Below are 13736 nucleotides of genomic sequence, written 5' to 3' on the forward strand. Positions count from 1 at the left end.
CCCTATCAACTCCAGTCTAGAGTTTGGCTTTAACCGCCGGCAACGCATCCTGCCCGTCCACGGTCTTCACGCCATCGAGCCACTTGTCCAGCACCGCCGGGTTGGCCTTGATCCACGCCTTGGCCGCGTCGGCATTGCTGACTTTCTTATTCACCACCTCGGCCATGATGCTGTTCTCCATGTCCTGGGTGAAGCTCAGGTTGGTCAGCAGTTTGCCAACGTTCGGACAGGCCTGGGCATAACCTTTGCGGGTCAGGGTGTGGACGCTGCCGGTGTCGCCGAAGTATTTCTCGCCGCCCTTGAGGTAGTGCATTTTCAACTGCACGTTCATCGGGTGCGGGGTCCAGCCGAGGAAGGTCACGAATTTCTGTTTTTTAATCGCCCGGGACACTTCGGCGAGCATGGCCTGTTCACTGGACTCGACCAGTTTCCATTGGCCCATGTCGAAATCGTTCTTCTTGATGATCTCTTGCAGCGAGAGGTTCGCCGGCGCGCCGGAGCCGATGCCGTAGATCTTGCGGTCGAATTTGTCGGCGAACTTGTTCAGGTCGGCAAAGTTATGCACACCCGCGTCCCACACGTAGTCCGGCACGGCGAGGGTGAATTCGGTGCCGTCGAGGTTCTTCGCCAGTTGCGTGACATCGCCTGTGGCGACGAATTTGTCGTAGAAGCCCTGCTGTGCCGGCATCCAGTTACCCATGAACACATCGACCTGGCCATCCTTGAGCCCGCCAAAAGTGATGGGTACCGCGAGGGTGTCGACCTTGGCCTTGTAGCCCATGCCGTCCAGCAGAAACCCGGTGATGGCGTTGGTCGCGGCGATGTCGCTCCACCCCGGGTCGGCCATCTTCACCGTCTCGCAACTTTGCTCGGCAAATGCCGAGGCGCTGCCCAGGGCCAGAAGCGCGACCGTCAGTACTGTGGATAACCTTTGCATGGACTTCCCCTTAACGTTATTGGTTTTGGCAGGGTTGTGGATAACGTGCTTTGCGCTCCAGATCGTCGAGGTCGATGTGGTTGCGCATGTATTGCTGACTGGCATCCACCAGCGGCTGGTGATCCCAGCTCTTGAGCTTGCCGAGGGTCAGCGCCTGGGCGACGAAACGCCGACGACGCTGGCTGGCGAGCACCTGTTGGTGAATCGCCGGGATGTTCCATTTGGCCCGCGCCTGGGCGAGAAAATCGTCGAATAGCTGGCGATGCTGCGGCGAATGGCTGAGTTCCGCCAGCTCCTGAGGGTCGTTGTCCACGTCGAAGAGTAGGCACGGATCGTCTTCGCTGTAGATGAATTTGTAGGCACCGCGGCGAATCATCATCAACGGGCTGATGGTGCCCTCGGCCATGTATTCGCCGAAGACCTCGTCGTGACCGCCCTGCCCCTGCAGGTGCGGCACCAGCGAGCGGCCATCCAGCGGCAAGCCTGGCTCCAGCGTGCCGCCGGCCAGTTCAACGAAGGTTGGCAGCAGGTCCGCCGTGGACACACTGGCGCTGACCCGGCCGGGGCTGAACTGCCCCGGTGCACTGATCAACAGCGGGACCCGCGCAGCCATTTCATACCAGTGCATTTTGTACCAAAGGCCGCGCTCGCCGAGCATGTCTCCATGGTCACCGGAAAACACGATGATGGTGTCATCGATGAGCCCGGTTTCCTCGAGGGTTTGCAGGAGTTTGCCGACGTTGCTGTCGATATAGCTGCACGCACCGAAGTACGCACGACGTGCATCACGAATCTTATCCACAGGCAGCGGCTTGTCCCACAGGTCGTAGACCTTGAGCAATCGTTGCGAGTGCGGATCGAGGTCATGCGGATCCGGGGTTGTGGGCAAAGGGATGTCTGCATCCTCATACAAATCCCAGAATGCCTTGGGAATGGTGTACGGGTCGTGTGGGTGAGTCATGGAAACCGTCAGGCAGAACGGCTGATCGCCGTCTTCGCGAATGTGATCGAACAAATACTGCTGGGCCTTGAACACCACCTCTTCGTCGAAATCCAGCTGATTGGTGCGTACGCACGGCCCGGCTTGCAGCACCGACGACATGTTGTGATACCAACTTGGGCGCACATCAGGCTCATCCCAGTTCACGGCCCAGCCATAGTCGGCGGGGTAGATGTCGCTGGTCAGGCGTTCTTCGTAGCCGTGCAACTGGTCCGGCCCGCAGAAATGCATCTTACCGGACAGGGCGGTGCGATAGCCGAGGCGACGCAAGTAGTGGGCGTAGGTCGGTACGTCGGCGGGGAAATCCGCGGCGTTGTCGTAGGCGCCGATCTTGCTCGGCAACTGGCCACTGACCAGGGTAAAGCGCGAGGGCGCGCACAAAGGGCTGTTGCAATAAGCGGAATCGAACACCACGCCTTGGGCGGCGAGGCGGCTGAGATGGGGAAGCTTGATGGGCGACGGGCCGTAGAACGGCAACATTGGCGCGGCCATTTGATCGGCCATGATGAAAAGAATGTTCTTGCGCTTCATGTGATCGCGGCATTCCATAGTGGATGTTTATGCGAGAGTGCTGGTTTCGAGCATGAAACCCGCACACTTTGCGGTAAAGCCCACGCGCGACAATGACTAGGATAAGCACAGCTTATGTATGACGCCCTCGGTGACCTGTCTCTCGACCTGCTTCGCGCCTTCGAAGCGGCGGCCCGTCAGCGCAGCTTTACCGCGGCGGCGGTTGAACTGGGTACCACCCAGCCTGCCATCAGCCAGCAGATCAAGCGCCTGGAAGAACAGCTGGCGACACGTTTGTTCGACCGCATCTATCGCGGGATTGAGCTGACCGAGGCCGGTCAGATGCTTTTCGAGCAGGTCCAGCTCGGTTTGCAGAATATCGACGCAGGATTGAGCAGAATCAGCGCACAGCAACAGCACGAAGTGCTGCAAGTCGCGACGGATTTTGCGTTCGCCGCCTATTGGTTGATGCCGCGCCTGCACCGCTTTCACGCGGCCAATCCGCAGGTGGATGTGAGTCTGGTCACCAGTGAACGCAGCCATAACATGCTACGCACCGATATCGATGTGGCGGTGTTGTTCGGAGAGGGTCGCTTCAAGCAAGGTGAAAGCCATTGGTTGTTCAGCGAGGAAGTATTCCCCGTGTGCAGCCCGCAGTTATTGAATGAACGCCCGCTGCCTTTACCGGCCCAGGCACTGCTGGCGTTGCCGTTGCTGCACCTGCGCGGGGAAAACAGCAGCCATTGGTTCGACTGGAGTGGTGTATTTCGCGAGCTGGGTATCACCTCGCCGCCGGCGCCCGGTCAACTTCGGTTCGACAATTACACCCTGCTGATTCAAGCGGCGATTGCGGGCCAGGGCGTGGCCATCGGCTGGCGACACCTTGTGGATAACTTGCTGGCCCAAGGCTTGTTATGCCGACCGATTGCTGAAACGGCGATTTCCAGGCTCGGCTATTACGTCGTGTTGCCGCAGCGCAAACGGCGCAGCGCGCTAATTCAGCAGTTTGTGGACTGGTTGATGTCCGAGCAGGCCAGCAGTGCGCAGTCGCTGAGCGGGTTGGCGTTTCCCTCGATTGCGGTGTGAGGTTCAGGGCCCGGACGCAGCGACGAAATTCACATGTTCGCCCAAGTGCAGGTTCAACTTCATTTCGTCGGCAATGCCCACCGCCACCCGGTTCAGCCGTTGCAGCATGTCGCCCAAACCCGGCTCCAGGCTGCTGCTGACGTGGCTGAAATGTTCCAGGGTCAGCCCAGGCATGGCCCGAGGTGAATTCACCAGCGTCCATTGCAAGGGGCTGCTTTGCAGCGCTTCGCGGATTTCCTCGGCGGCGTGCAATTGCAGGCGGTCCTCGATTTCCGTCTCGTCCAGCACTTCGAAATCACCCACCAGAAACAACCGGCTGACGCCCGCCCCGCGCAAGCCATCAATCAGTGCGTCAACCGCCAGCACCTGCTCAACCGGCCCTGGCACAATGGTTTTCTCCACGTATTCGCTGTTGAATGGCAAACCCGGCGCGTCCAGCAGGCAAATGACCACGGAACTGCCCGCCACACTCTGCTTGACCCGTTCGGCTTCAAACAGGTCTCCGGTCTTGGTACGCAACCCCGGACGCGGCGCGAGCGCGGTCAGGTCATCGAGAATCGCGATGACTTCATGCTGGCGACGCAGCATTTCAGCCATCAGCGCACTGCCCAGGCTACTCATGGCACCATAAAGCACCACTTTTACAACGGCGGTTTCGGCATTTTTCATGGCTGGGCTCCCTGAAATCCTGCGGGTATATGGCGTGTGACCTGCGGGAAACGGCGAGGGTTCGCACAGCTTTCAGAGGGACTGAGATGCAGCAGATCAAGGGTTACCACGCCCACGCTTATTTCGATGCCGGCACGATTGCGCAGGCGCGGGCCTTGTGTGAGCAAGCGGCAAGCTTGTTTCCCCTGAAAATGGGCCGCGTGCACGAGCGCCCGGTCGGTCTATTTTTTGATCAGATGCTTTCTTCGGGTTCGCCGGGCAAGTGCTCGTCCAGGTGCAGCCACGGCAGACGGGCCTTCGCGAGCAGGCTCGCACACAGAACCCGGTCCGACGACCGGTCGTACATTCGGTCAACGCTTTCATCAGCGAAAGCTGGCTGAAAGCTTGCCCGATTAGGATCGCCGCCACTGCCGGCAAAAGACCGGTTGGCCAATGCGAGCGTTCGAAGACTCGCCAGGCCCAATTAACAACAACAATGGTGATTCTGATGTCCTCTATTTCCCGCCGCTTCGCTGTCACTCCGTCCGTACGTCTCGTGCTTCCCGTTCTGCGCTGATCCCGACCGATCCGCCCATTCCCTAGCCGCGCTACGCCTGGAGTATTCCCATGCTGACTTTCCTTGGCTTCGCCATGGTTATCACGTTCATGTTTCTGATCATGACCAAGCGCCTGTCCGCGCTGATTGCCCTGATCATCATCCCGATTATCTTCGCCCTGTTCGGCGGTTTTGCGCCGAAGATCGGCCCGATGATGCTCGAAGGCATCACCAAGCTTGCGCCCACCGGCGTGATGCTGATGTTCGCCATTTTGTATTTCGCCCTGATGATCGACTCCGGCCTGTTCGACCCGGCCGTGCGCAAGATCCTCAAGATGGTCAAGGGCGACCCATTGAAGGTTTCGGTCGGCACCGCCGTACTGGCGCTCGTCGTTTCCCTCGATGGTGACGGCGCGACCACTTACATGATCTGCGTGGCCGCCATGCTGCCGCTCTACAGCCGCATCGGCATGAGTCCGCGGATCATGGCCGGCCTGATCATTCTCGCCGGTGGCGTAATGAACATGACCCCGTGGGGCGGCCCGACCGCTCGCGCTGCCAGTGCACTGCATGTCGACCCATCGGACATCTTCGTGCCAATGATTCCGGCAATGCTAGCCGGTGTGGTGGCGATCCTGGCCATTGCCTACTTCTACGGTAAGCGCGAGCGCGCACGCCTGGGTGAGCTGCACCTGGTGGGCGAAGAGGTCGACCACAGCGAAATCAGCGTTTCGCAGTTCCCGGATGCCCGCCGTCCTAAACTGATCTGGTTCAACGGCGCCCTGACCCTGGCCCTGATGTGTACCCTGGTCGCCGGCCTGCTGCCGTTGCCGGTGCTGTTCATGGTGGCGTTCAGTATTGCCATGATCGTCAACTACCCTTGCCTGCAACAGCAGAAGGATCGCGTCGCGGCGCACGCCGGTAGCGTACTGGCGGTGGTCGGGCTGATCTTTGCCGCGGGTATCTTCACCGGTATCCTGACCGGCACCGGCATGGTCGATGCCATGTCGAAAAGCCTGCTGGCGGTGATTCCGGACTTCCTCGGCCCGTACCTGGCCGTGATCACGGCGCTGGTGAGCATGCCGTTCACCTTCTTCATGTCGAACGATGCATTTTATTACGGCGTGTTACCGGTACTTGCCGAAGCCGCCAGCCATTACGGTATAACCGCGGTGGAAATGGCACGTGCCTCGATTGTCGGTCAGCCCGTCCACCTGTTGAGCCCGCTGGTCCCGTCGACGTATCTGTTGGTAGCCCTGGCCGGCATCGATTTCGGTGATCACCAGCGCTTCACGCTCAAGTGGGCCGTGCTGGTGTGTATCTGCATCCTGATTGCTGCACTGCTGTTGGGGACTTTCCCGGTGTTCAGCACTCTATAAGCCCAAGACTCACCATTTCGGGTCCCGGCTTGCGGTTTGAAGCCTGGACCCTTTTTGGTTTAACACACGTTCAAAGGAATACACATGGAATGGCTGACCAACCCTGAAATCTGGGTTGCTTTCTTTACCCTGACCGCTCTGGAAATCGTTCTGGGCATCGATAACATCATCATGATTTCGATCCTGGTCAGCCGCATGCCCAAGCCCATGCAGCAGCGCACCCGGATCTTCGGCCTTGGCCTGGCCATGATCACGCGGATCCTGTTGCTGCTGTCGATCACCTGGGTCATGCGCCTGACCGCCGACCTGTTCGAACTGTTCGGCCAGGGCATTTCCGGTCGCGACCTGATCCTGTTCTTCGGTGGCCTGTTCCTGCTGTGGAAGAGCTCCCAGGAGATGTACCACGCGTTGGAAGGTGAAGACGAAAGCAACGACGAACCGTCGGGCAAGGGCGGCAACTTCCTCTACACCATCATCCAGATCGCGATCATCGACATCGTGTTCTCGCTGGACTCGGTGATTACCGCCGTCGGCATGGTGTCGCACGTACCGGTGATGGTCGCGGCGATCGTCGTGGCGGTGCTGGTAATGATGCTGGCGTCGGGCAAGATCAGCGAGTTCATCGACAAGCACCCGTCGCTGAAGATGCTGGCCCTGTCGTTCCTGCTGGTGGTCGGTACGGTACTGATTGCCGAGTCCTTCGACGTGCACGTGCCAAAAGGCTACGTCTACTTCGCCATGGCGTTCTCGCTGGCGGTGGAAGCGATCAACATCAAGATGCGCACGGCGATCGCCAACAAGCGCAAGCAGCAGGATCCGGTGAAGCTGCGCAAGGACCTTCCGGGCCAGTAACCCGGCCTGACGCAACACCCTGTAGGAGCGAGCCTGCTCGCGAAGACGGTCTGTCAGCCAACATCATTGTTGAGCCTGATGGCCTCTTCGCGAGCAGGCTCGCTCCTACAGTTTTGCGGTGATTGATGAATGGTTTTTCATGACAGTTTTGTTTCAATCGCCTCTTTGGCTATGCGATGCTGGCGCTCTGACCGTTAGCCAACTACAGCTTAAGTACAGAACGTAGAACGTCGCGCGGTACCGTCAACTTGCTCCTTTGGGGCGCTACACAACAGGGGGCCTGTATGCTCACCCTGCTCAATTTGCTCTCTGCCGTGGCCTTGCTGATCTGGGGCACGCACATCGTCCGAACCGGGATCCTGCGGGTCTACGGCACCAACCTGCGCCATGTCATTGGCCATAACATGTCCAATCGCTGGCTGGCCTTCCTCGCCGGGATTGTCGTAACCGCGATGGTCCAGAGCAGCAACGCCACCGCGATGCTCGTCACGTCCTTCGTCGGCCAGGGCCTGATGGCGCTGACGCCAGCGCTGGTCACCATGCTCGGCGCGGATGTCGGTACGGCGCTGATGGCGCGAGTGCTGACGTTCGACCTGTCGTGGCTGTCGCCGTTGCTGATTTTTCTGGGGGTGATTTTCTTCCTGTCGCGCAAGCAGACCCGTCTGGGGCAGATGGGCCGGGTCGCCATCGGTCTGGGGCTGATCATTCTGGCGCTGCAACTGATTGTCGAAGCCGCGCACCCGATCACCCACGCCAAAGGGGTGAAGGTGATTTTCGCCTCGCTCACCGGCGACATCCTGCTCGACGCTTTGGTGGGTGCGTTGTTCGCGATGATTTCCTACTCCAGTCTGGCGGCCGTGCTGCTGACCGCGACCCTGGCCGGCGCCAACGTGATCAGCCTGCCGGTGGCCATCGGGTTGGTGATTGGCGCCAATATCGGCAGCGGTGTGCTCGCCTTCCTCAGCACCAGCATGCAGAACGCCGCCGGGCGCCAGGTAGCGCTGGGCAGCTTGCTGTACAAACTGATTGGTCTTTTATTGATCATTCCGGTGCTCGGTCCGCTGGTGCACTGGATCGATGGCCTGGACTTCAGCCCACAGGAAATGGTCATTGGCTTTCACCTGCTGTACAACACCGTGCGCTGCCTAATCCTGCTGCCCTCCGCCGCGCCGATGGCCCGGTTTTGTGCCTGGATACTGCCGGAGCGCCCACAGGCCAACGGCACGGCCAAGCCCCGACACCTTGACCCGACAGCGTTGGTCACGCCCGGTTTGGCGCTGGCCAACGCGGCCCGGGAAACCCTGCGCATGGGCGACCTGATCGACAGCATGCTCGAAGCCATGCTCGACGTCCTGCGCGGCAAGCAAACGGCCGTCACTCAGGAAATGCGCCGGCTGACTGACGATATCGAAGCGCTCTACAGCGCGATCAAACTGTACCTGGCGCAAATGCCCAGGGAAGACCTCAGCGATCAGGACAGCCGGCGCTGGGCGGAAATCATCGAGCTGGCGATCAACCTGAAACTCGCCAGTGACCTGATCGAACGCATGCTGCGCAAGGTCCAGCAGCAGAAAACCTCACAGCGCCGGTCGTTTTCCGAAGTCGGATTGGAGGAATTGGCCGGGCTGCACACGCAGTTGATTTCCAACCTGCGGCTGGGGATGTCGGTGTTTCTCAGTGCCGACCCGGAAAGCGCGCGCCAGCTGGTGCGGGAAAAACGTCGTTTCCGTGCACAGGAACGGCGCCTGGCGCATGCCCACGTGAGCCGGTTGCAACGTAAAATCGTGCAAAGTATCGAAACCAGTTCGTTGCACCTGGAGCTGATTGCCGACATGAAGCGCCTCAATTCACTGTTTTGCAGCAGTGCCTACGTGGTGCTGGAAACCGCGGACACCGGCGCGCTGGTGGTGGATGATTTGAGCGACATCACGCATTCGCCTTGAACGTCTGGCAACGTGGCCAGTCAGTAAGATTGATTCAGTCTCAAGGCCGTCTTCGCGGGCAAGCCCGCTCCCACAGTTGATTAAACCCCTGTGGGAGCGGGCTTGCTCGCGAAAGCGGCCTGACTGACGACACGGATCTCCCATCAGCCGTATGGAAGCTTGTTATGCGTTGTCTGTTGTTCGCCTGCCTGTTGCTGGGTTCTCTTCCGTCGCTGGCCCTGGATCGCTTCCAGGTCGAGGGCTATACGCTGCGCAACGGCTTGCAGTTGCTGCTCAAGCCCGGTGCCGACCGCGGGCATGTGGCGATCCGGCTGGTGGTCGGCGTGGGCCTGGACGATTTCAATTGTGCGGAAAAGGAATTGCCGCACCTGCTCGAACACCTGTTGTTCAGCGGCATCGACGCCAGTGGTGAAGGTGGCCTGGAAGAGCGCATGCAGGCGCTGGGCGGTGAGTGGAACGCCTTCACCAGCAATGCCGATACCACGTTCGTGATCGAAGCCCCGGCGAAAAACCAGCGCAAGGTGCTCGACCTGCTGCTGGCGCTGCTGACCCAGACCCGTTTCGACGACAACGCCATCAACGCCGCCAAGCAAGTGGTCGAGCGTGAAGACGGCGGCCATTATTCGCACCTGCAGCGCTGGCTCGACCGCCAGGATCTGGGCCACACCGCCAGCAACCAACTCGCCGTGGAACTGGGCCTGAAATGCCCGGAGCGTGCTCAAGTCGATGACCTGACCCGAGAGCAGCTGGAGCGGGTTCGCAAGGACTGGTACGCGCCGAACAACATGACCCTGATCATCGTCGGGGACCTCGACAAGTTGTTGCCGGCCTACCTGGACCGGACGTATGGCGCACTGGAAGCGATCAACCCCAGCGATCATCCGCCGCTGCCGCAAATCGCCGCCAGCGCCGCCCATGAACGCACCCTGACCCACGGCCTGGTCGGCAACGGCGCCAAGTTGCACTGGCTGGTGCCAGAACCGGTGCTGGAAGACGGGCACGATCAAACCTTCGATCTGCTCAAGGACTATCTGGACTGGGCGCTCTATCGCCAGTTACGTCTGGTGCATGGGTTGTCCTACGGCCCGTGGGCGGAGCGCGAAGTGTTCGGCGGTGTGGGCTTCATGAGCCTCAATGCCGATCTGGAGCGCGACGATGTGCCCGAGGCCGAGCAGGTGCTGGACGAATTAAAGGCCGGCCTGCTCAAGGATGGCCTCAATGCCGACACCTTCAATCGCCTCAAGCAGGCCGCCATTGCCCGCCAGTCCTGGGCCGTGCAAGGCAACAGCGCGTTGGCCGACTACTACTGGAGCGCGATTGGCGACTACGAGGACGGCCACTTCGCCAACCCGGCGCGGGAGCTGCAAGGGGTGACGCTGGAAGAGGCGAACAAGGCGGTGCGTGAACTGCTGCTGCAGCCGGGGTATTTGCGGATCGAGAAGGCATTGTTCAGTTATGACCAGTTGATGTGGCTGGCGACGGGGGTGTTGGCGCTGTTGGTGCTCAGCCTGGTGGGCTGGCGCTTGCATCGCAGGAAGTGACCTTCCGTGCTGGCTAGTGATTACCTGTGGTGAGGGGGCTTGCCCCCGTTCGGCTGCGAAGCAGTCGTGAATCAGTTTTGCACAATTTACCTGAAAGATCGGGATCTTCAGGTTTTGGGGCCGCTTCGCGACCCAACGGGGGCAAGCCCCCTCGCCACAGGGGCCCGCCAGCGGTAACCTGTTGAGGATTTTTCCTACGACTACTGTGAACCCACCGAATGCAAAACATGCCCCTTTTCGTACAGCGCATTCTCGATCTGATGAAGCGCTATCCCGGGGTCATTGCGCTCGGTGGGTTTATCTCCGGGGTGTGCAGTTTCATCCTGGTCGATCGCCAGCAGGGCCTGGCGACCTGGATCACCACCATCATGCTGATCAGCTGGATCTGGCTGATGCTGGAAAACAGCCTGACCCAGCTGTTCACGCGCATCTTCAAGCGCGAGATCCCGCAGCCGCTACTGCGTTACGCCACGCAGATGATCCACCAGGAAAGCCTGTTTTTTGTCCTGCCGTTCTTCTTCATCACGACGACGTGGAATAGCGGCCAGCTGATTTTCACCGGGCTGCTGGGGATCGCGGCGCTGATTTCGATCACCGACCCGCTCTATTACAAGTGGCTGGCGCCACGGCGCTGGGCGTTCCTGGCCCTGCACACGTTGACTTTGTTCGCCGCGCTGCTCACCGCGTTGCCGGTGATCATGCACCTGACCACTTCGCAAAGTTTCAAATGGGCACTGGGCGTCTCGGTGCTGCTGTCGTTCCCGAGCCTGGCGTCGATCTTCCCGATTCGTACCCTGCGCAGTGCGCTGGCGATCTTGAGCATCACGCTGGGCATCGGCGCGGTCGGTTGGGAGCTGCGGTCGTGGGTGCCGCCAGCGACGCTGTGGATGACCGACGTGGCCATCAGCACGCAGATGCAGGACCGCACGCCGGGCGCCAGCCTTGAGCAAGTCAGCGCCGAGCAGATCCGCAATGGCGGGCTCTACGCCTACACCGCGATCAATGCGCCGCGTGGCCTGGACGAGCGGATTTATCACGTCTGGCAATTCGACGGCAAAGAGGTCGACCGCATTGCGCTGGATATCCACGGCGGGCGCAAGGAAGGTTACCGGGCCTGGACCCACAAGCAGAACTTCCCGGGCAATCCGGCCGGCAAATGGCAAGTCCGGGTGTTGACCGAAGATGGCCAGGTCATTGGCGTGCTGCGTTTCGAAGTCACGGACAGCACAGCGGTCAAAGAAAAGTAGCCAGGTTCGTGCTATTACATAGGATCTGCGTAACAGCATGAAATGTTGTTCTACTGTGATGACCGCATCACCAACAAGCACGGAGCTTATGATCAGCAGCACGATGGCCGGCAATGCCCAGTTGGACACGTCGCTTACCCCTGCGCGGCTGCGGGTGACGGGCGACTGGACGCTTGCCCACTACGCAGACCTCAAGCAGCTCTGCGAAAAACTCTACGGCCAGTACGACGCCAATACCCCCATCGATCTCAACAGCCTCGGCGCCCTCGACACGGCCGGCGCCTCGCTATTGGTAGAGCTACTCGGCTCCGACCGTCTCGGCCGCTCCGCCGAGCATCCTGATTGCACCCTGTCCAATGCCGACCGCGCGTTGCTGCAAACCGTCTACTGCTCGCTGACCGATTTCTGCGTCCCGCTCAAGGAACCGGAAGTCAGCGTCACCGTCCAGTTGCTGACTCGCATTGGCCGCGCAGTAGACACCGTCTGGCAGGACACCCTGCAACTGCTGGGTTTTGTCGGCCTGATCATCGAAACCATCGCCCGAGGGCTGTTCCGGCCCAAGCGCTGGCGCGTCACACCGATGATCGCCCACATTGAACAGACCGGTCTCGACGCCGCGCCCATCGTGGCGTTACTGACGTTTCTGGTGGGCGCCGTGGTGGCCTTTCTCGGCTCGACCGTGCTGGCCACGTTTGGCGCCACCGTGTTCACCGTGGACCTGGTGGGCTTTGCCTTCCTGCGCGAATTCGGGGTGTTGCTGACGGCGATCCTGATGGCCGGGCGCACGGCCAGTGCGTTCACCGCGCAAATCGGTTCGATGAAGGCCAACGAAGAAATCGACGCCATCCGCACCCTCGGTCTCGACCCCGTTGAGTTGCTGGTGGTGCCGCGTGTACTGGCGTTGCTGATCGCCCTGCCGATGCTGACGTTTCTGGCGATGCTATCGGGGATTATCGGCGGCGCGGTGGTCTGCGCGGTGAAGCTGGATATCTCGCCGGCCATGTTCATCTCGCTGTTGCAGTCGGACATCGGCGTTCAGCACTTTTTGGTGGGGATCGTCAAAGCCCCGGTGTTCGCCTTCCTGATTGCGGCCATCGGTTGCCTTGAAGGTTTCAAGGTCAGCGGCAGTGCCGAATCCGTCGGCGCGCACACCACGTCAAGCGTGGTGCAGTCGATTTTCGTGGTGATCGTGATAGATGCGATCGCCGCGATGTTTTTCATGGAGATGGGTTGGTGAGTCGTGTCCCACGAGCGCCCTGCGAGGCGGTGATTGAAGTGCGCGGGCTGTGCAACCGCTTTGGTAGTCAGAGCGTGCACGAGCACCTCGACCTGGACTTGTACAAGGGGGAAATCCTCGCCGTGGTCGGTGGCTCCGGCAGTGGCAAGTCGGTGCTGCTGCGCAGCATTGTCGGGTTGCGCCAGCCCAGTGAAGGGGTGGTGAGAGTCTTCGGCAAGAACCTGCCGACCTTGTCCGAACACGAACGCTCGATGGTGGAACGACGCTTTGGCGTACTGTTCCAGAAGGGCGCGCTGTTTTCCTCGCTGACGGTGACCGAGAACGTCGCCCTGCCCCTGATCGAACACGCCGGCCTGAGCCGCAACGATGCCGAGCACCTGGCGGCGGTGAAAATGGCCCTGGCCGGGTTGCCGCTGTCAGCGGCGCAGAAGTATCCCGCGTCATTGTCAGGCGGCATGATCAAGCGCGCCGCGCTGGCCAGGGCATTGGCGCTGGACCCGGACATCCTGTTTCTCGACGAGCCCACCGCCGGCCTCGATCCGATTGGCGCCGCTGCCTTCGATCAGTTGATCCTGACCCTGCGCGATGCCCTGGGCCTGAGCGTGTTCCTGGTGACCCACGACCTCGACACGCTCTACACCATCACCGACCGGGTGGCCGTGCTGGCGCAGAAGAAAGTACTGGTCGCGGACGCCATCGACAAAGTCTCGGAAACCAACGACCCGTGGATTCACGAATATTTCCATGGCCCTCGCGGCCGCGCGGCGCTGACAGCCGCCCAACAGTTAAACGAGGTCTGA

General features: G+C 60.6%; 11 protein-coding genes and 1 pseudogene. 9 read left to right on the forward strand and 3 right to left on the reverse strand.

The genetic code is table 11. The features are described from left to right. Positions 1-16 precede the first annotated feature (16 nt). Entirely contained in the window at positions 17-937 is a 921-nt protein-coding gene (gene choX, locus J1D76_RS19235; RefSeq protein ID WP_421139885.1) for a choline ABC transporter substrate-binding protein, read from the reverse strand. A gap of 16 nt (positions 938-953) precedes the next feature. Next, positions 954-2468, reverse strand: a complete 1515-nt coding sequence (betC, locus tag J1D76_RS19240; protein ID WP_421139887.1) for a choline-sulfatase — start codon at positions 2466-2468, stop codon at positions 954-956. Positions 2469-2582: 114 nt separating this feature from the next. On the opposite strand from betC, the gene J1D76_RS19245 reads away from it, so the two are divergent. Continuing rightward, entirely contained in the window at positions 2583-3533 is a 951-nt protein-coding gene (locus tag J1D76_RS19245) for a choline sulfate utilization transcriptional regulator (RefSeq protein WP_421139889.1), read from the forward strand. A gap of 3 nt (positions 3534-3536) precedes the next feature. On the opposite strand, the gene J1D76_RS19250 is transcribed toward J1D76_RS19245, so the two are convergent. Further along, positions 3537-4202, reverse strand: a complete 666-nt coding sequence (locus J1D76_RS19250) for an NAD(P)-dependent oxidoreductase (RefSeq protein ID WP_421139890.1) — start codon at positions 4200-4202, stop codon at positions 3537-3539. Between the two features lie 86 nt (positions 4203-4288). Here J1D76_RS19250 and J1D76_RS19255 point away from each other — a divergent pair. From J1D76_RS19255 to J1D76_RS19290, 8 genes and pseudogenes are all read left to right on the forward strand, one after another. After that, a pseudogene (locus J1D76_RS19255) lies at positions 4289-4423 on the forward strand (DOPA 4,5-dioxygenase family protein); the annotation flags it as partial. A gap of 385 nt (positions 4424-4808) precedes the next feature. Next, complete coding sequence (locus J1D76_RS19260) at positions 4809-6116, forward strand: CitMHS family transporter (protein WP_421139891.1); 1308 nt, start codon at positions 4809-4811, stop codon at positions 6114-6116. An 84-nt stretch (positions 6117-6200) separates the two neighbouring features. Next, positions 6201-6968 carry a TerC family protein gene (locus J1D76_RS19265; protein ID WP_421139893.1) on the forward strand — a complete coding sequence of 256 codons (768 nt, stop codon included), beginning with the start codon at positions 6201-6203 and terminating at the stop codon, positions 6966-6968. Between the two features lie 284 nt (positions 6969-7252). Beyond that, positions 7253-8911: a Na/Pi cotransporter family protein gene (locus tag J1D76_RS19270; protein ID WP_421139894.1), complete on the forward strand. Its 1659-nt coding sequence runs from the start codon at positions 7253-7255 to the stop codon at positions 8909-8911. Positions 8912-9075: 164 nt separating this feature from the next. Further along, positions 9076-10452 carry a M16 family metallopeptidase gene (locus tag J1D76_RS19275; RefSeq protein ID WP_421139895.1) on the forward strand — a complete coding sequence of 459 codons (1377 nt, stop codon included), beginning with the start codon at positions 9076-9078 and terminating at the stop codon, positions 10450-10452. 218 nt (positions 10453-10670) lie between these two features. Further along, complete coding sequence (locus tag J1D76_RS19280) at positions 10671-11699, forward strand: DUF5924 family protein (protein ID WP_421139897.1); 1029 nt, start codon at positions 10671-10673, stop codon at positions 11697-11699. 88 nt (positions 11700-11787) lie between these two features. Beyond that, positions 11788-12936, forward strand: a complete 1149-nt coding sequence (locus J1D76_RS19285; RefSeq protein ID WP_421139898.1) for an MlaE family lipid ABC transporter permease subunit — start codon at positions 11788-11790, stop codon at positions 12934-12936. Continuing rightward, positions 12933-13736, forward strand: a complete 804-nt coding sequence (locus tag J1D76_RS19290) for an ABC transporter ATP-binding protein (protein ID WP_421139899.1) — start codon at positions 12933-12935, stop codon at positions 13734-13736. The genes J1D76_RS19285 and J1D76_RS19290 overlap by 4 nt, the downstream gene beginning before the upstream one ends.

The organism is Pseudomonas sp. NFX15 (genome assembly GCF_049132105.1).
Classification (GTDB): domain Bacteria; phylum Pseudomonadota; class Gammaproteobacteria; order Pseudomonadales; family Pseudomonadaceae; genus Aquipseudomonas.